This window comes from Nocardia blacklockiae (assembly GCF_015477355.1).
In the GTDB taxonomy this organism is placed as follows: Bacteria; Actinomycetota; Actinomycetes; order Mycobacteriales; family Mycobacteriaceae; genus Nocardia; species Nocardia blacklockiae.
In genome coordinates, this window is sequence record NZ_JADLRJ010000016.1 from 24,318 (window position 1) to 42,319 (window position 18,002).

The 18,002-nt window shown below is 67.0% G+C and carries 19 protein-coding genes; 11 read left to right on the plus strand and 8 right to left on the minus strand.

All coding sequences use genetic code 11. The features are described from left to right. Window positions 1-15: 15 nt before the first annotated feature. Both IU476_RS31565 and IU476_RS31570 read right to left on the minus strand, forming a co-directional pair. The gene (locus IU476_RS31565; protein ID WP_195105972.1) at window positions 16-1,314 is read right to left on the minus strand and encodes a cytochrome P450 family protein; all 1,299 of its coding nucleotides are present in this window, start codon (window positions 1,312-1,314) and stop codon (window positions 16-18) included. 76 nt (window positions 1,315-1,390) lie between these two features. Further along, window positions 1,391-2,992, minus strand: coding sequence for an FAD-dependent monooxygenase (locus IU476_RS31570; protein ID WP_228824627.1), 1,602 nt, complete (start codon window positions 2,990-2,992; stop codon window positions 1,391-1,393). 473 nt (window positions 2,993-3,465) lie between these two features. Between IU476_RS31570 and IU476_RS31575 the strand changes: the two genes are divergently transcribed. Continuing rightward, window positions 3,466-4,794, plus strand: a complete 1,329-nt coding sequence (locus tag IU476_RS31575; protein WP_195105974.1) for an NsdA family TPR-like regulatory protein — start codon at window positions 3,466-3,468, stop codon at window positions 4,792-4,794. Window positions 4,795-4,870: 76 nt separating this feature from the next. Continuing rightward, a complete protein-coding gene (locus IU476_RS31580) occupies window positions 4,871-5,170 on the plus strand; it encodes an MTH1187 family thiamine-binding protein (protein WP_195105975.1) in 300 nt (99 codons plus the stop codon). Window positions 5,171-5,343: 173 nt separating this feature from the next. On the opposite strand, the gene IU476_RS31585 is transcribed toward IU476_RS31580, so the two are convergent. Both IU476_RS31585 and IU476_RS31590 read right to left on the minus strand, forming a co-directional pair. After that, a complete protein-coding gene (locus IU476_RS31585) occupies window positions 5,344-5,682 on the minus strand; it encodes a DUF397 domain-containing protein (RefSeq protein WP_195105976.1) in 339 nt (112 codons plus the stop codon). 5 nt (window positions 5,683-5,687) lie between these two features. Continuing rightward, window positions 5,688-6,515: a helix-turn-helix domain-containing protein gene (locus IU476_RS31590; protein ID WP_228824628.1), complete on the minus strand. Its 828-nt coding sequence runs from the start codon at window positions 6,513-6,515 to the stop codon at window positions 5,688-5,690. Window positions 6,516-6,718: 203 nt separating this feature from the next. On the opposite strand from IU476_RS31590, the gene IU476_RS31595 reads away from it, so the two are divergent. From IU476_RS31595 to IU476_RS31630, 8 genes are all read left to right on the plus strand, one after another. Continuing rightward, window positions 6,719-7,204, plus strand: a complete 486-nt coding sequence (locus IU476_RS31595) for a DNA-directed RNA polymerase subunit beta (RefSeq protein ID WP_195105978.1) — start codon at window positions 6,719-6,721, stop codon at window positions 7,202-7,204. Window positions 7,205-7,268: 64 nt separating this feature from the next. After that, window positions 7,269-7,547, plus strand: a complete 279-nt coding sequence (locus IU476_RS31600) for a hypothetical protein (protein ID WP_195105979.1) — start codon at window positions 7,269-7,271, stop codon at window positions 7,545-7,547. Between the two features lie 279 nt (window positions 7,548-7,826). Next, window positions 7,827-8,477, plus strand: coding sequence for a hypothetical protein (locus tag IU476_RS31605; protein WP_195105980.1), 651 nt, complete (start codon window positions 7,827-7,829; stop codon window positions 8,475-8,477). Window positions 8,478-8,491: 14 nt separating this feature from the next. Further along, a complete protein-coding gene (locus IU476_RS31610) occupies window positions 8,492-8,740 on the plus strand; it encodes a hypothetical protein (RefSeq protein ID WP_195105981.1) in 249 nt (82 codons plus the stop codon). 368 nt (window positions 8,741-9,108) lie between these two features. Next, window positions 9,109-9,537, plus strand: coding sequence for a hypothetical protein (locus IU476_RS31615; protein ID WP_195105982.1), 429 nt, complete (start codon window positions 9,109-9,111; stop codon window positions 9,535-9,537). A 93-nt stretch (window positions 9,538-9,630) separates the two neighbouring features. After that, entirely contained in the window at window positions 9,631-10,773 is a 1,143-nt protein-coding gene (locus IU476_RS31620) for a TetR/AcrR family transcriptional regulator (protein WP_195105983.1), read from the plus strand. Between the two features lie 124 nt (window positions 10,774-10,897). Next, window positions 10,898-11,152 carry a hypothetical protein gene (locus IU476_RS31625; RefSeq protein ID WP_195105984.1) on the plus strand — a complete coding sequence of 85 codons (255 nt, stop codon included), beginning with the start codon at window positions 10,898-10,900 and terminating at the stop codon, window positions 11,150-11,152. Window positions 11,153-11,301: 149 nt separating this feature from the next. After that, the gene (locus IU476_RS31630; RefSeq protein ID WP_195105985.1) at window positions 11,302-12,093 is read left to right on the plus strand and encodes a hypothetical protein; all 792 of its coding nucleotides are present in this window, start codon (window positions 11,302-11,304) and stop codon (window positions 12,091-12,093) included. An 89-nt stretch (window positions 12,094-12,182) separates the two neighbouring features. Here the strand turns inward: IU476_RS31630 and IU476_RS31635 are convergent, their stop codons facing one another. Continuing rightward, on the minus strand, window positions 12,183-13,391 hold the full coding sequence (locus IU476_RS31635) for a M20 family metallopeptidase (protein WP_324194477.1): 1,209 nt from the start codon (window positions 13,389-13,391) through the stop codon (window positions 12,183-12,185). A 226-nt stretch (window positions 13,392-13,617) separates the two neighbouring features. On the opposite strand from IU476_RS31635, the gene IU476_RS31640 reads away from it, so the two are divergent. Beyond that, the gene (locus IU476_RS31640; protein WP_195105986.1) at window positions 13,618-14,046 is read left to right on the plus strand and encodes a hypothetical protein; all 429 of its coding nucleotides are present in this window, start codon (window positions 13,618-13,620) and stop codon (window positions 14,044-14,046) included. Window positions 14,047-14,408: 362 nt separating this feature from the next. On the opposite strand, the gene IU476_RS31645 is transcribed toward IU476_RS31640, so the two are convergent. The 3 genes from IU476_RS31645 to IU476_RS31655 all read right to left on the minus strand — a co-directional run bounded on the left by IU476_RS31645 (window position 14,409) and on the right by IU476_RS31655 (window position 17,964). Next, window positions 14,409-15,098, minus strand: coding sequence for a GNAT family N-acetyltransferase (locus IU476_RS31645; RefSeq protein WP_195105987.1), 690 nt, complete (start codon window positions 15,096-15,098; stop codon window positions 14,409-14,411). 86 nt (window positions 15,099-15,184) lie between these two features. Continuing rightward, complete coding sequence (locus IU476_RS37180; RefSeq protein ID WP_195105988.1) at window positions 15,185-16,096, minus strand: DUF4913 domain-containing protein; 912 nt, start codon at window positions 16,094-16,096, stop codon at window positions 15,185-15,187. Beyond that, the gene (locus IU476_RS31655) at window positions 16,093-17,964 is read right to left on the minus strand and encodes a type IV secretory system conjugative DNA transfer family protein (protein WP_195105989.1); all 1,872 of its coding nucleotides are present in this window, start codon (window positions 17,962-17,964) and stop codon (window positions 16,093-16,095) included. The genes IU476_RS37180 and IU476_RS31655 overlap by 4 nt, the downstream gene beginning before the upstream one ends. Window positions 17,965-18,002: the final 38 nt, after the last annotated feature.

The window sequence follows — 18,002 nt, forward strand, 5'->3', positions numbered from 1 at the left end:
TGACCTCGGCCGCGGTCACTGTGCCGGTCCCGCGAACTCACCGACCGCATACAGCCCGGTCGGCGGCCGGGAAGCCGGAGTGAAACACACCGGCAGGGCGGTGAGGGCGCGGTGGAACGGGCCCGGCCGCCACCTCAGTTCATCGGGCGCGACGGCGAGCTGGAGGTCGGGCAGCGCGTCGAGCAACTGGTCGATTGCGTCCTGAGCGATCCGCAGCGCCACATCCTGGGCCGGGCACAGGTGCGGCCCGGCGCTCCACGCCAGATGCGAACGGTTCCCCACGATGTCACCCGCGCGGATCGCGGGATCGGTGTTACAGGCGGCAAGGCTCACCACGACCGGCTGGTGCGCGGGCAGCCACACGTTGTCCAGCAGCACCGGCTGACGGGGGTAGGTGGTGCAGAAGTTCGCCATCGGCGGATCGGTGAACAACACCTCATCCAGCGCCTCCCGCGTCGACAAACTCCCGCCCAGCAAACCGCCGCCGAACCGGCCGTCGGTGAGAGTCAACAAGATGGTGTTGGCGATGAGGTTCTGCAACGCTTCGACGCCAGCGCCGTAGAAACTCATCAGCTGGGCGACGACTTCGTCGCCGGTCAACCCGGTGGCATGGCGGAGCATGATCGAGGCCATATCCCGGCCCGGCTCGGAGTGTTTGGCCACGACCAGATCCGTCAGCGCCTTCTTCAAGATCTGCATGCCCACGGCGGCGGCGCCGCCGGAGTCGAACCGAGCCGCCATCCCTTGCGCGATCTCGTCCCCGATCTCTTCCGGGCACCCGACGAGAACGTTCAGCACCCGCACCACCAGCGGGTGCGCGTACTGGCTGATCACCTCCGCCCTACCCGCGTCGAAGAAGGCGTTGATCAGCGGGACCGCGACCCGTTCCACCAGGTCGTGCAGGGCATGCAGATCGACCGCGTCGATCGCCGCCCGGGATGCTTCGCGGTAGCGTTCGTGGGCGCGGCCGGTGGTGTAGCGGGCAGCGGGGTGATAGCCCATCATCGCCAGCAGCGGCGTATCGGGCGGCACCGTCCGCTGCCACCGGCGCGGATCGGACGGGAAATGCGCCTCGTCGTGCAAGATCTTGACCGCGGTCCGATGCCCGAGCACCAGCGTCGCCGGCACCCCCGGCGCGAGGTCCACCGGCGCCAACGACCCGAACCTCACGCGCATCGCCCGATACGCGTCGTGCGGATTCTGCGCGAAAGCCGGATCATGCAACGGGATTCGCTCATCAGCGGCATCAACCGGCGAGCCGTGCCGGAACGGGCAGCTGCCCGGTGGTGCGGCCTGATCTTCTGGTGTGGTCATTCGATACGACTCCAAAAGCGAAGAGGGAAAGTGGAATTCAGCGACAGCGCATGCCGGGGCGAAGAAGCCGGTCGCGTCAGGTGAGGACGGTGCCGAGGTCGGCGAGCAGGGCGTCGGAGTCCGATAGGCGCACCCGCCCGGCGAGGTAGCCGTCCGGCCGGATCAGGCAGGCGACGTCGGCATCGGGTGCGCCGTAGAGGTCGTGGACCCGGCCGTTGTCGCTGAGCACCGTGCCCGTCGGGGCCAATTGGTCGCCAGGCGGGCACACTGCCACCGTGCGCACGCGCTCGCCGAAACGTTTGCGCACCTGCGACGCCAGAGCCTGGGCCTCCCACACCGACCGGGCCTGGCGGTGCACGGTCAGCAGCGTGTAGCCGGGATCGGTAAACAAATCGTGGACCCCCATCCGTGCGGTGAGCCCGACCTCGGGAGCCCGGTCACCCGCGGCCAGCCCCGCCAGCGCCCGGACATCGGCCGGGGCAGGAATGATGTCGCGGTAGGTGTAGCCGAGCCCGGAGATCAGACCGGTGACCGACTGGTGGAACCCCGGCTCCTCCGCCAGCTCGATCCGCTGCGCCACCGGGGTCGTGTGGTCCATGAGGATCGCGTGCAAACGTCCCGCGACCGCCATCACCTGCGCGTCGGCCGGTACCCGTTCCCGCTCGTAGCTGTCCAGCAGCGAGGGATGGGCTTTGCCGGTCAGGACCGCGGCCAGTTTCCAGCCCAGGTTGATCGCGTCGAGCATGCCGCAGTTGAGGCCCATCCCGCCGGCGATCGAACGCAGGTTGCTCGCGTCGCCCGCGAGGAAGACCCGGCCCCGCCAATACGCGGGACTCTGCCGCCGGTACTGCTTGAACTCCGTCGCCCACACCGGCTCGCCGAGCGTCACCCTGCCCGGGAACCACCGGTCGAACACCGCCTGCAGATCACCACACAGCGCCGCGACATCCACCGACCCGGCCGTGGCCTGGCCGGGCTCGCTGAACACGATCCGGGAACAACCGCCGGGCAACTCGGTCACCATCAACATCCCGACGGCGTCCTCATTCAGGTAGTGAAGTCGATCAGCGTCCAGCGGCAGCCCCCGCACCGCGACATCGGCCATCCGGGTCCGGCCCGCGTACTCGATCCCGTCCAGCGGCAACCCCAACTCTTGACGAACCGTGGAATGCGCACCGTCACAACCGATCACATACTCGGTGCGCACCTCCTGGACCCGGCCGTCCGGCAACGCCAGCATCGCGGTCACCCCACCACCATCAGGATCCGCAGTAACCGACACCAGGCGGGTGCCCCACTTCACCAACCGGCCGCGCGCCGACAACCGTCTCCGCAACAACGCCTCGGTCTGATTCTGATTGCACATCAGCACATGCGGAAACTTCGTGTCCGGCAACCGTGTGAAATCGAAACGCGTCACCCTCTTCGAGCCCGCGTACCAGTAGTCCATCGATCGATGCAGTCGGCCCTGCTCCAGAAATGCCTCGTCCTCCCCGATCCACGCCAGCCACTCCTGCACCCTCGCGTGCACCGTGATCGCCCGGGTCATCTCCGACCAACCCTGGGCCTGATCGATCAGGCAGAAATCCACCCCCCACCGATCCAGTTCCACACCCGCCGTCAAACCCACCGGACCCGCGCCCACGACAAGAACAGGAACCGAAATACAATCAGACATGGAAATCAACCTCCTGAATAACCGCTCTTGCAGACAACGCAGAGAGTCAACGGCACGACTACGGGCATGGTGGGTGCCTGAAATTTGTGATGAGTAAGTAGATGGGTACGTTGGAGCTATTCCTGCGATGGAAACTCCGTGTAGCGGCTAAATAGGGTTTATCTCCATTCGGGTTCCGGACAGGAGGGCTGTTGTGACTGCAAATCGAAGGCATGAACGCCAGGGCTGACGTAGAGGGCTAACGGGCGGGCAATCCGAACGAAGGTCTCGGCCGTTTCCCTGTTCGACATCAAGACTCCCCGACCACGCCTCGCTCCGGCAGGGCGAGCACCCGGTCGTTCTCGACCCTGGCCAGGGCGAAAACGTCCGGTTGACAATCAGGCACGCTTGCGCCTGGACAAACCGTGTGGTCCCGAGGCAGAGTCGTCACATCGGGTGTGATCAGTTACGCGGATCGGAGGAGGCGGGCCGAGGTGGTACACGAGCGGACCCCGAATCTCTATCTCGCACAACATATTTCCGACTCCGGTTGGACAAGGGACGAGGTCGCCGAGTTCGTTAACGACCGTGTTGCAGCGAACACCGGCCAGCGCGGCAGCTACACCGACCGGACGATCAGGAGACTGCTCGACGGTCGCCACACCTGGCCGCACCCGCCCTACCGGCAAGCGATGTGCGAGTTGTTCGAATGCACGCCTGCTGAGCTTGGATTCTTCAACCCGCGCGACACGCGCACCGCTCGCCTCGTGCAGCATCAGGGGGCCGACGTGCGCCGTGACGAATTCCTACTCGGTCTAGCAGCGCTACCGGTCGTCGCAGCACTGCCGCCCAGAGCCAACGGATCCGAAGTCACTGCGAAGACCACCGCGCCAATGCGGGTCGGCAGCGAGCACGTCGACCAGGTAAAGTCTTGGACAGCGTTGTTCCGGCAAGCCGACGACGCCGGCCTGAATCTCGCTGAGGGCATGCAAGCCCAGCTCCACGTCGCCAGCGGGTACCGAACTGCCCAGAAGGCACCACACGTTGCCCGCGAACTCGATGAGGCCATTGCCACGTTCCACCGCGTCGTCGGGTGGGCACACTACGACCGCGGCCAACATCAGCAGGCGCGCGAGAACTTCCGTGCCGGATACGCGCTCATCGCCGACCAAGGCGCCTGGTGGCTGCGTGCTGCGATCCTCACCTGCGCAGCTCGGCAAGCAATCTACTGCGGCGACATCGACGACGCACTCAATAGCCTGGGTGTTGCCTGCTTGCGCCCCGACAAACTGTCGCTGCTGCGCCGAGCCGACATCGCCGCGGTGAAGGCACGCGCCTTCGGACGGCAAGGCAACCATGCCGAGTGCATCCGCTCCGTCCTGGAAGCCGAATCGCTTTTCAGCGAGGCCGGGAATGAGGACCATCCCGATACCCAGCACGAAGGGTTCAAGGACTACTACACCGCCAAACTGCTCAACTCCGACCTCGCCCAAGGGCTTTTCGAGCTGTCTTACACCCGTGGGCTCGAACTGTCGCACACCCTCGAACGCTTGGACACCGCGCGACGACTATCCGACGAACACGCCCGCTCTCGCGTGCTCGCCACTGCCCACCTTGCCCAGCTCCACCTCCGCCGCGGCGACGTCGATCAAGGCGTCGAACTCGCCACCAAGGTGCTGGACAAGGCCCAGGGCATGACGTCAGCACGCGTCACAGACGACGTGAAACGTATTCGCCGCCTGACCAACTCGCAGCGAATCAAGCAAGCAACTGGTGTGCCCGAACTACGCCGCAAGACCGACGATGTCCTGCGTACCCTGTAACCCGAAGCTCACCAGAGCCCGGCGCGCGATGGTCCGATTTGCACGTCAGGCGTTGGTTACGAAGGAGGAGACAACCATGCTTGCAGCGTTCTCGATCACCCCAGTCGGCGTCGGCGAGGACGTCGGGAAAGAGGTCGCCGCCGCAGTCCGCGTCATCCGCGACAGCGGGTTGCCCAGCCGGACCGCCGCCAGCTTCACCGAACTCGAAGGCGACTGGGACGAAGTCATGGCCGTGATCAAAGCCGCCACAGACGCGGTCATGAAGACCTCCGACCGCGCCAGCATCATCATCAAAGCCGACCTCCGCCCTGGACACACCAATACTCTCAACACCAAACTCGAATCCGTCGAGCGGCACCTCGCGGAGCAGGAGTAGTCGCCTGCGGCGATGGGGTCACCGGCCGCGCCCCGGAACTGCAAACAGCTGCAACAGATCCAGTCCTAATTGCGTCCGTGACGGACCGATGGCGGAATCCATGCACCGAGGAGCACCGTCGATACGCGCTACTTGCGCGCTTCGCTAACTAGTTTCCGCCGCTAGGCGAGAGTTCAGCCGCGTCGGTCGAATTGGCCGTCGGCGATGCCTTTGGTGAAGGCGTCCCATTCGGCGGCGTCGTAGACGAGCGCTGCGTGGGGGCCGGTGATGGTTGCGCCGCCGTCGTGGTGGTTGGTGATGGCGATGCCGCCAGTCAGTGCGCCGGAGTTGCCGCTGAGGGCGAGGTCGAGGAATGGTTGCCAGTCTGCGGGCCGGATGGACACGATCGGCTGTTGTGCCGGGTCTCCGGTGTATTTGCTGTCGCGGACGTGAACGGTGTCATCGCGATGGGCGACTTCGACGCAAGTCTTTTCCGAGCCGGAGAATGTCGATTTGAACCAGGTAGTGCCCATGATGTTCACCTTATCTGACGTGCGATCTGACCGATCAGGTCCAGCGATTCGGTGCGGCCGAGGGCGATCGTATGCACCTTGTTGTACAGGAAATCCAGCTCACCGACCCGTCTCGAGTCCTCCACCACCTCGCCGTAGAGCGCCGTCTCGAGCCAGCCGACGGTCGGCAGCCGGGGGCTGGCGAAGTCCAGGAGGTGGAAGGTCGAGGTGTTCACCGCGGCGACCGAGCCTTCGGCGTCGAACGGGATGACGCGCAGATCGAGGTTCTTGCGGTGCTGTTCGGCCACATCGACCAGGTATTCGAGCTGCGCGCGCTGAACGGCCGGCCCGCCGACTTGCTGCACGAGGGCGGCTTGCCCGATGACGATCGAGAGCTGGACGGGTTCGGGCTCGTCGAGGCGGCGCTGACGATGGAGTCGTGCTTGGACGCGTTGTTCGGCTTCGGTCGGTCGCCCGGTTGCGGTGATCGCCGACATCAAGGCGCGGATGTAGTCCTCGGTCTGGAGCAGTCCGGGGATGACGCCGAATTCGAATGAGCGGATGCTCTCGGCGCCGTCTTCGAGGCCGTAGAAGCGCATCAGCTCGCTGTCGAACAGTGCGGAGTACTCAGCATTCCAGCCACGTCCCTCAGCGGTAGCGCGCAGATCCAGCAGCTCGGCCTGCTCGTCGCCGCCGAACTCCAGCACGCCCATCAACGTGCGCAATCGTTCCTCGCTGAGCAGTCCTTTACCTCGGCCGACCAGCGACCAGTACTGCTGGGTGATGCCGAGCGCGGTGATGATCTCCTTCGTCGACACGCCGCGCTGCCTGGCGCGTTCGCGCAGCCGCAGCATGAGTTCCAGTCCCGCAACGGCAGGCGAGGTGCTGGCCATCTCGTTCCTTTCCCTCCGGCGACAGGCCGGGACTCACCGTACCGGACTTGTCTCCACACAATCACCCCAATTTGCTTGAAGACTTGTAACAAGTGACGTAGCGTGCTTGTATCCGACTGTGACACAACTCTCGCTCCACTTGCCGTGGAGGGGATCGAGGAACGATGAGGCTGCCCACCGCGTCCGCGGACATTCAGGAGTCCCGAGCGGACCACTACTGCGGCCAGCTCGGAGTACCGCTGGTACGGCGGGGCGGTGTCCTCGTCGCCAAAGCCGGCGGCGGCCTCGCCGGGCTGACCATGCCTGCCGGGCTCGGTGGCCGGGTGCGGACGCACCTGGACGACCGGGGGATCGCGGTGGGGCCGATCGTCGCGCACGTGCGCGCACACCGGTGGACATTTCTGGTCGACTGGGCGGCCGACGCCGATCCGGGAGTCGGCCTGGACGCCGAGCTGATGCGGTGGAGCGTCACCGTCGTCCGCGCCGGTGGTGAGATCGCGCTGCCCTCACCGGGCGGCGGGTCGATTCGGCGGGATTGGATCACCAACCCGCACACCGTCTACCGGCCGTCGATGGCGACGGTGGTCGAGTCCATCCGGCACTGCGCGGGCACCGCGCGGGCTGCGGGCGTGACAAGACCCAGCGTGTGATGCGCGATGTCCCCGACTTCTCATGACCGCTTCGCCACCGGTACGGCGCGCCCGTCCACGCGCGGTGGGATTCGTTCTTCTCGACCTGAGCAAGGCGCGCCGCAGCCTCGACGAACAGGCAATCCGCAACCGTGCCCGCAAGCTCGGCTACGACCTGGCCGACATACTCGCCTATCGCTCAACCGATTTCGCCGACGTCATCCAACATGTGATCGCCACCGTCGACGCGCAGGGCGCCGCCACGGTGATCGTGCCCGACCTGGCGCACCTGTGCGGCGAGCACCAGCTGGTGCGTCGATTTTGCCGGGTCGTCACCGTGAACCCCGAGGACACGCTGGAGTAGATCGGGTGACACCACGGCCATCCACCGGCCGTGAAACATCGCAGCCGATCGCCGTGCGGCACAACCGTTCTCACGCTGCACAGGAGGACTCATGAGGACGCCGCCGTCCGAGACTCGGAGACCCCCTGCCGGGCGCACCGACCACCCCACTGCCCGGGCTACGAGCATTCGCAGCGGCGATGACGACGCCCGGAGATTTCAGACCTGCTCGGCGAGCCGAGAAGCGGCTTGCTGTCGCCGAAAAGCTCACCGGCACAACAATTTTTCGGAGGTACGACCATGACCATGGTGGCACATCGGGACGGCAGAACGGTCACCGGACAACTTCAGCGGCCGAAGGCGATGGGATTCGACGTATCCTCGCTGGACGCGCCGCGCCGCCGCAACGAGATCCAGCGCCACACCCAGCGGCTCGGCTACCACTACGTCTACACGGTGCGTCCCCCGGAAGGGCACACCGATCCGATCGGGTACGCGATCACCATCGCTGCGGGAATACATGCTGCCGCGATCATTGTCTACGACCTCGAAGCTGTCGGTCACAACCCGGCGCGGATCTGCGAGCGGTTCGCTCTCGAGACGATCTGCCCCGGAGAGACATCGTCACGGGACGTACCGCCCCTCATCGACCCGGCAGCCCATGGGCTGCCGGAAACGGATTTGTCACCGTCGGTGGCACACCGAATATTTCGCCTGCACATCGAGTGCCGGGCGGTGGCATGCCCGCGCAAGGCTGCGGCGATCCGCTACCTGGTGAACACCCGACGACTCCAACTGGCGGCCACGACGCCGCGACGGCGTGCCGAAGCGCGCGGCATCGCGTGGGAACCCACTGCGGACGATCCGCCAGGCATGTCGGACGAGACACGGTCGATGCTCGAGGTCCTCGACGAACTGATCGGCACGATGCGCAGCGCAGCGCACCGCTAGCCCAAGGCGCGACCGTGAGCGAGGACACGACAACCACGCACGTCACCGAGTGTGACGGGCTCGAGGCGAGTTGGACGCTCATCTGGCGTGGTGCCGAGATCGAGGGCATCGCGGTCACCGGGGTCTACGACACAGCCGACGACTTGCCGGTGGTGTCCATCGGGCAGGCTCCCTACCCCGACCTCGCCGAGGCCCGCCGACGGTGGCCCAGGCTGACCGACCTCTGGGACGCGGTCCGGCACGACTTCTGGCACCCACGGTGACAACACCATCAGCCCGAAACAGCAATGGCTGGACCGATTCCGATGCGTTCCCGATTGGCTGACGAGTTGGCCAGGCACGGCCAGTGAACGCACACCGGCACACGCGGGACCGACTCCGCCGTGCCTACCGCGGCCATTCATCCCGACCACTGCTCGGCTCGCCTGTCGGGCCTGCTTCTGCTCGATGACATCCACCAGCGATAGCCCTCGAGCGGGTCGATGTGTTCGTTCTCGAAATCTTCGCTAGCGGAAAGGATTTCACGCTGATGCTGCCTGTTCAGCCGTCTCCGGTGTACGAAGCGCGTTTCGGGTTCACGCCGAAAGGCATACTGGTTCTTCTGTTGTCGGCGGCTTGTGCCCTCACGGCGGTGGCGGCAACGGATTGGCCTGCACTGGCACGGATCCTGGTGTTCGTGCTGGCGGCGTTCGCGGCGGTGACCGTCACCGCCACCATGACCTCGTCGCGCGTGGCACTACGGATCGACGACCACGGCATCACGCTGGGCGGAAACCCACTGTGGCGCTACGACGCCACCACCGTCACCGTGCCCTGGGCCCAGATCACCGGTGTCGTGCTCTCCACGCCCCAGCTGCGATCGGGCCGGGCACCGTCACACATCAAGATCCTGCACCACCGCCCACTCCCATCGTCGGCCACCGTCCCGGTGGGCCCGGAGGCGGTCTGGGAGGAGAGCGTGAGCATCCGCCCGGTCACCGGCTGGCGTCTCGATCGCGCCGCGATCGCGACGGTCCTTGCCTGGCACGCCCCGCACATTCCCCTTGCGCACACCACCTGACCCGGCCCGTCCCGCCGCGCGCTCGTCCACCGTCCCGGCCGCTTGTCCACCGGAAACCGTTGCTTACCAATCTTTTTCGAGGAGTCGACAGACATGGCACGTCTCGTCCGCACCGAACAGCAACTCCGCACGCACGCCCGTGTGCTGGCCGCCGCGCGCACGGAGTTCCTCCGCCACGGGTTCAGCGACACCACCGTCGACGCGGTAGCTGCCCGCGCCGAGCTGACCCGCAGCACGGTCTACTCGGTCTTCCCCACCAAGACCGCCCTCTACCTCGCCGCTCTCACCGACCACACCACAATCGCGGCCCGGGCGCTCGATACGTATGCCGGTCCTCCTTCGCGCCCCGCCCGCACGGCCACTGACGCGGTCCACGCCTTCGCTACTCAGTGGCTACGGCAACTGCAACCCACCGAACCCGGCACCACCGCGACCGGCGGGATGCGGGTGTCGGCGTTGTTCGCCGACCTGGTTCCCCTCGCCGTCACGCGGTTGCGGGCACCGTTGTCCGGGCTGTCCGCCCTCACCGCAGCCCTGGTCGCACTCGCGCTGCGCGACCTCGAGCGCCGACATCCCGCCCGCGACCACGCCGGCCCTGCCCACGACTACCGGCCGGTCTCCGAGGCCACTCTCGCGACCTTGCTCGCGACCACGATCGCGCCGTGGACCGCACCGCAGGCCGACCTCGCTCACATTCCCGACCAGTGCGCCCGCTACGCCGCCCAGCACACCGGCACCTACCCCGCCACATCCGATGCCCAACACGTCAACCACGTTGTGCACGAGGGTGGTTCGGCGGTGCGGCTCCGGCCGTTGCCGTGGAGTCCGCTGCGCGGCCACGACTTGCTCCACGACACCCCAGCCGACCTCTACCGCGACCAGTACGTGCTGTTCACCGGACTGCACGCCGCCCCGGCGATCGTCGAGCAGCTGGCCGTCCTGCCCGCCCGCACCCCACTGACCGTGGTCGTCGTGACCGGTCCCGACCGGGACGTCGAGCCTCTGACACAGCTGTTACTCGGGCTGACCTGCCGGGCGCTGCGCCGTATCTTCCCCGCGGATTTCCTGCCTGTCCTCCAGGTCGTCCTCGACACCTCGGGCACCCTCGCGCTGGCCGCCCGCATCCTCGACGCCACTCCCGACACCCTCACCGCAGTCACCGTCAGCGCCCAACAACTCACCTGGCGCGCCGACGACGCCACCGCACTCGCCGCCCTGCTCACCGGCCGACGGTGAAACACCGTGAGCGCCCGGGGTGTCGCGCCTGGCACCGACCGGAGGCGCGAGCGTGTCGAAAGATGCAGCGCACGTGCGGATTCGGAACAGATCAGCAGTTCATCATCACTGGAAAGGAACCACCATGACGCCACGCTACGGGTACGGGAAGAATCAGCGGAAAGTTCTCTGGGGTCTGCGCGACGGCGTGCCCCGTACCTGCGCCGAGGTCGCCGCCGGCGCGGGTCTGCGGAAACAGGTGGTGATCAACACCATGAACTGTCTGGACGGGCACAAGCTGGTCGCCGCGACCGGCGAACGTGGGAAGCACTCCGCCCGGAAGTGGGTCATCACGACGGCCGGCAGCGACCTCATCGACCGCACCGCAGACAGCGGTTAGCGCCGGTGATCACACGAGGGTCAGGCGACCGAAAGTCGGGATCGCGCCCCCTTTCCCGGACGGTACGGCTCCGGCCACGCGAGGTGCCGTTGACGGAGTGGCCGGCCGAGTGGGGGCGGCCCCGGCCGCCCGGAAAGCTCGTGGCGGCCATGGCCGTGCTCGCGATCATGGGCCTGGTCTACATCCCCTACACCCTCGACCACGCCGCGCGGGGCGACACTGCTGGCGTCGTGTTCGGAATCGCCGCGATGCCGATGGCGGCGGCCTTCGTCGTCGCGTTGGTGCCGCATATGAAGGTGCGGTGGAAAAACTTGCCGCGCACCACCCGCATCGCGGTCGTCGACGGCGGCGCGGTCGGGCTGCGCTGCGAACTGCGGGGATGGGTACGAGCGATGATCGCGATCTGGCTGCTCACCTGCGTGGCATTCCTGGCGGTCGTCGTATGGGGATCGATGGCCGACGCCGCACAGACCAGAGATCCGCAAGATTCCGTGTGGGCGGCCGTGGGCAACGCGGTACCGATCATGGTCGGCGTGGGCTGCGTGGGGTTCATCGTCCACTTCCTCGCCGGACGCCGCAAGCGGTTCTACTGCGCGTTCACCCCCGACGGCGTCGTGCAGCGATCAGGCACCACGACACAGATCCTCGCCTGGGACGACATCGCGGCCATCGAACCGATCACCGAATACCACGTCCGCAAAATCCGGATCAACCCGAAAACCACTGCCCGAGTGACAGTTTCGGGACGACGCACGCTTGCCCACCGGCTCCAAAGCGCACTGCTCAGCCTCCACATCGACCTCACGCCCACCGGCCACGGACTCGACCCCGCCCTCATGTTCCACCTCGCCACCTTCTACTGGAGAAACCCGACAGCCCGCGCCGAACTGGGCTGCGAGCGGGTGATCGACCGCATAACGACTGGCGCAATAGGCGCGTGACCCCCTGGTTGTGATCGCACAGCGTCCGGCCGCCACGACAATGCGCCGACGTAGCCGTAGATGTCCACATCCCGCTGAGAACTGTTGTGTCAGCGACATACTCCCAGCAGCGATAGAGCGGCGTGGTGGTAGGCGATGTGCACGGTGGGCAGGCCGGCGAGGTCGGCGGCCTCGTCGATGCCGTGCAGTCCGTGGTAGTTCATCCCGAATCCCGCTGTAGCCGGGATGCCCTCCGCGGCAAGGAGATTGCCGATATTCGAAGGGCCCGCGATCTTCGTTCGGACGGCGAGTCCGGCTGCTCGTGTGCCTGCGATCAAGGCTGCTGCTGGTTGGTCGTGGCCGGTGAGCCTGAACGGCGGCCAGCTCACGACCGTGTCCATCGTGGTGGGTCGTGGCGCGCGAGTGGTGTTGTCGAGCACGGCGACTGCGGTGTCGAGGAGCTTGGTTGCCGCCTCTTCGCCGAGCACATCGGTCAGGCGAATGTCGATGCCGATAACGCAATGGTCGGGAACAGTGGTGAAGCTGTCTCCGCCCCGGATCTCGGTGACGGTCAGTTTCGGCGGCAACGGGAACCCGCCGGCCACCGGTTCGGGGAGTTCGAGGCCGTCGAGAAGGGCGACGAAGCGGGCGGCGCGGCTGATCGCGTTGCTGGCTACCGGCTTCGACGAACCTGAGTGGGAGGCGTCGCCGTAGACGTGGACTCGTGCACGAAAGACGCCGCGGCCGCCCACGACCACCTCGTCGAGACCGGGGTAGCCGATCATCGCGCCAGCGATCGGTGCCGTGTGGGGCTCGGCGAGATACGCACGCGCTCCGCCGAAGTCGCCGGTGTGTTCGTCGACGTCGAGCAGAACAGCGAGAGTGCCGTGCAGGTCGTCGCAGCGGCGGCTGATGGCGGCGGCGAGATGGCAGAACATCGCGGCGGCGACTTTCGAATCGGCGGCGCCGCGGCCCCGGATCCAGGTTCCTTCGACGTCGCCGGCGGTGGGCGGGAATGTCCACGCGGCGAGATCACCGAAGGGCGCGGTGTCCAGGCACGCGTCCAAAACCCACACCGGACCCGGGTGCGCTCCGGCGATTTCGCAGACGACACCAGCGGGCGCGCCGTCGGCGGTGTGGAGTCGTCGGCGGGGTAGTTCGTGGTCGGTGAGCCAGGTTTCGGCAAGGCCGAGCACGGGTTCGTAGTCGTCGATGCCGCCGCGCGAGGGCTGGCGGATCAGCGCTGAGGCCAGCTCGATCACCGAGGGTGTGTCGGCCTCGGCGGTGCGGCGGAGTTCGTCGCGCAGGGTTGCGGTCACCGGGGCCTCCGCGAGGTTCGCTTGCTGGTGTCGGTCATGAGGGTCGCAGTGCGCGCAGGGCGTGGACGGTTTCGACTTTGTGGCCGCCAGCGTAGAGCTGGCGAGCGGTGTCGACCAGCCGTACGGTTGCCGCCCTCAGCCGTGGCAGGGTGTAGCGGCGTGGCGGTATCGTGCTGGGTGTCAGGGGGGCTGATGTTTGCTCCGCCGCATGAGCTAGGGGGAATTCGTGAGCGAGATCGATACCACATTCAAGTACGCGGAGCTGGCCAGGCTGATGGACTTGCTGGGCATTTTCGATCCGGTCCCGTTGGTCGAGGCTTTCTCGTCGGGCCGCCCAATCTCCGATCTCCCGCAGGAGGCGTACCTGTTTCCCGCGATCAGCGAGCGTACCCGGGCTGCCTACCGGGATGAGATCGACGCATTGTTCGCAGATGTCGTCAGGGCGTCGGGTGTGCATGATCTGCTGGAGTCTCTGAACGACGAACGGCAGCGTCGCGGACCGAGCATCGAACTTCTCGACGAGTTCTTCTTCGGCGGCAAAGTTGATTTGCCACGACTGTTGACAGTGGTCAAACGGAAGAAAGACGCTCCGGGAGGCCTTGCCCAGGTATTCGACGAAGCAACGAAGAACGCAGCAGCTCAAAAGCAGACGTGAACCTCGACAGCCGACCAACGCCTCTCGCGCCACATCCGGCTCATGCCTGGGCGCGAATGTCAGGCGGCGCTCGGCCTCATCGCTAGTAGCGCTGTATGGCTGTCCGGTCCGGACGGCATCCGCGGCGATCGAAACGTGCACGCAGAGATCGAGAGAACGGACGTGGTGGTGCCGCGGGTCGCCCACGTCAGGTGATTGGCGGCACCTCGTCACTTACCCAGGTCACATCCGGGCGCGGAACGGTGCCGTTGTGGCGTGGTCGTGCGCGAAATACGTCGCATGCCGACGAACCCGCTACCGACAACCACCACGTCATACCGCGATACCGACACGACGGCGAGACCCGTTGCTGCCGAGACGATTCAATCCTCCACGCCGGGCTGGCGGTGCCACGGTCGGCTGGGTGATAGGTTCCGGGAGTACAAGGTGGTGCCAGGTCGGGTGGGTTCGGTGGCGGTGATCCCGTGGGTGCTGAACTCCACCGGCTCCGCGAGCGTGTGGGCGGTGAACCCGCAGGCGAAAAGCGGTCCGGCGGGCGCGGTCTCGGTGTCGGCGCGCGCGTACACGAGCATCGTGCCTGCGTTGCCCGCGAGGTTCAGGAGATGGGTGAGCAGGGTGCGGGCGACGCCGCCGCGGCGGTAGTCGGGTTCCACGGCGAGGAGGTGGATCTGCATGGTCGCCGTGATCGCGCGGCGGATCGCGTGGGAACCGGCGGGGGCGAAACGGCGCACGAATCGTGGTGCGGGCCCGGCAGTCAGGCCTGCGACGACCTCGCCGTGGGTGAGCGCGACCAGAGCGAGGGAGCGGGCCAGCACCATGCCCTGTACGTCGAGGATTTCCCAGGCGCGGTCCAGGGAGTCGCGCGCTTGTCGTGGCGGTAGTGCCGAGGCGAGGAGTTTCGCCTTCTCCGCCATCCACATCTCCCTGACTCCGACCGCGAGGCTCGGGTTGCCGGACAGGTGAGCGAAGTGGTGGAAGCGACGGAACTCTGTGCGGCCCCGCGCCGCCCGAACCTCGACCGGCAGATGGTGATCAGCGGAAATGTCGTTCACTTGGGGTAGTCCTTTCACGAAACCGATGTGAGGCTGGCCGACACGACCGACAGACGCGGCGGCCGCCGACGCGGCGCTGGCCTTGGTCAGATGCTCGCGGCCCGCAGGCTGCGGAAGTCGGGGCCGAAGCCGAGGTATTCGACTGGTGTGGGGGTGCCGAGGCCGAACCAGTGCGGTGGCACGCTGGTGGTGGGCAGGCCGGGTTGGGGGACGTGCTTCTCAGGGGTGCAGCGGTGCAGTGGTCCTTGCGCGGCCTCGAGGACGACGCGCAGGTGGGGGTCGATGTGGGAGACGAACAGGGTGGACATCGCGGTTTTGTCGTCGGCAAGGCGGGCAGCTTCGAAAACGGCGTGCAGGGCGGCGAAGCGGACGGCGACGCCGTGGTGGGCCCACCACTGCCGGCACCAGGTGTACTGGCCTTCGCGGTGGTTCCCGGCGACCCGCACTGCGGTTACCGGCAGCAGCCATTGCTCCACCCAGTCCGCATAGTGGGCGAACCGCGGCGGCGGCCGTTGAGCCTTCCCCTCTCCCGCGCTGCCGTCATCACCGTGGGAAGCGGTCGTGCCGGCCTGGCCGGGTGCGGGTGCAGGACGAGCACCGAACCAGTCCGGCGGTACCGGGTCGGCCGACAACGACGGCAGCGCAACATGTTTCGCGCGTGTGCATCGGTGTAAGGGTCCGTTGGCGGCGTCGAGGATGACGCGCATGTGGGCGTCGATGTGGCTGGTCAGATACGTTGAGACGGTGCTGCCGGAGCGGGAGCGGCGGGCGGCTTCGAAGGCGGTGTGCAGGTGCGCGATCCGGACCGAGACCGCGCGGTGGCGCCACCATTGACTGCACCAGGTGTAGGTCTGTTCCCGGTTGGCTTCCGCCAGCCGCACGGTCACGAACGGCAGCAGCCACTTCCGCGCGAACACCACGAAATCCGCATACGCCGGTGCGATCGCCGACCGCGCCCCACCGCCGGCGGCCGGGCGCGAACCGGCCGGGGTGCTCACAGCTCCACTCCCCCGGTCTGACCGGCAGCACCGGCCGCGCCGGGCGGCGTAGGCGCGGGTGGGAGCGGGGTGGCGCGGTGCTCGAAGCGCGACAGTGACTCTGCCACAACGGGTTTGAGAGCGGGGTTGTCCCACCAGAAGACCTTGCGGACCAGGACCGGTTCGTGGCCGGGTAGCCGCACCAGGGCACGGTTCATGGGTAGCCGGGAGAGCTTGGCGACGTTGAGGATCGGCTCCGCGCGCCAGGACACGGTCTTGTTGGTGCCGCCGGGGCCGTGGGAACGGGAGTGGTCGGCGACGTCGTGGTCGTCGATCGCCCGGACCCATTCCTCGAGATAGGAGGGGGTGGCGATGTTGCCGCCGTAGATCTCGATCGATTGCGCGCGCATGGTTCTCACCCCGCCGGCGCCCCAGAGTTCTTCGGCGGGTTCGAGGACCTGCACGATCGTGATCAGGATGATCCCGCAGCCCCCGCAGTAGGTGTAGTACTCCGGCAGCTCGCTGACCCGCGCGCAGTTCGCCGCCTCGTCCAGCACCGCCAGCAGCGGGACAGCGAGGCGCCCGTCGACGCGTTGCCGGGCGGCCGCCAGTCCTGCCTCGAGGACTTGCCCGACGAGTGCGGCGGTGAGCGCGGTCGCCGAGTCGGGGCCCTTCTGCGACAACGCGAACAGCGTGTTGCTGCTGTCCACGAACTCGTCGGGTTTGAACTCCGGCAGGTGGTGATTGATCGTCGGCTCCAAGTCGGCTTGCACCACGATGCCGGTGTCGGCTTCGTAGACGGTGAACCGTTTGCGCACCGGCGGCGTGATCAGCCGTGCGTAGCCTTCGTCGGACAGAGTGTTGAGATACCGGCGCGCCATGTCGTAGAGGCCGTCGCGCTGGCGGGCGTACAGGGATTGGGCGTCGAGGATGCGGGATGCGGCCTGCGCATGGCCTTTCGACCGCAGAATCAGCGCCGGGGTCTGGTCCTGGTCCGAGGACAGCCACTGCGCGGCGTGCAGCAGGTCGCCCCGCGCGCGAGCGGCCGCGAACAGATACAACGCCAGCAACTCCTGGGCACCGCCGTCGAAGTAGTCGTCCTTCTTCGCAGTCGCCGCCTGCGCAGCACTGCCCGACGCGCCGGAGACGAAGAACGACGCCAGCTTCCGCGCAGCAGGCAGATTCGGGACCAGCCGCAGCAGGTCGACCCAAAAATTGCACTGCGGCGTGCCGTCCACGCCTTGCAGATCACACAGCCACACCAGCCCGCGCTTCTCTCGCCCGGCCACGGTGTGCCGGTACAGATCCGGCTTGTTGCTGGTGGCCAGCACCGGTCCCCACGCGCCCAGCGTGGCGGGGATCGCCCACGCCATCGTCTTCCCGGTGCGTTGCCCTGCCGCGATGAACATGCCCAGCTCCGCTGGCAGGAACAACTCGATGCCGCCGACCACGGTTTTGCCCAGCAGGGGGCCGGGCAGGTCCCGCACGTCGGCCGGCGCGTCCTTGAGTAACCGGCGTGCGGCGGCGGCGTTGTCCGCGCGGCGGCCCACGCTGATCTGCCGGACCGGCATCATCGTGCGGGCCGCGCTGTCGATCGCGTCGGCGCGCAGGAACCGCCGCCACACCGCCTTCGCCACACCTGCTGTCACGCAGGCGAATCCGGCGAGAATCACGGTGGATTGCCACGGCCACGCATGATCGCCGCCGATCACTTCCAGCAGCGCGAGGACGGGATGGCGGGTGACGGGGAGCCCGGCCCACCAGCTGCCCAGGCTCAATGCCAGCCATACCGACAGCGTGATGGCCATGGCGGCGAGCGCTAGGAGTAGCAGCCAGGTTTCTTCTCCGAGACCGCCGGTGGAGCGGCGCCGGGTTTCACGACGAGCCATCACGGCTCACCTCCCAAGGTGTGGATAAGCATGTGGAT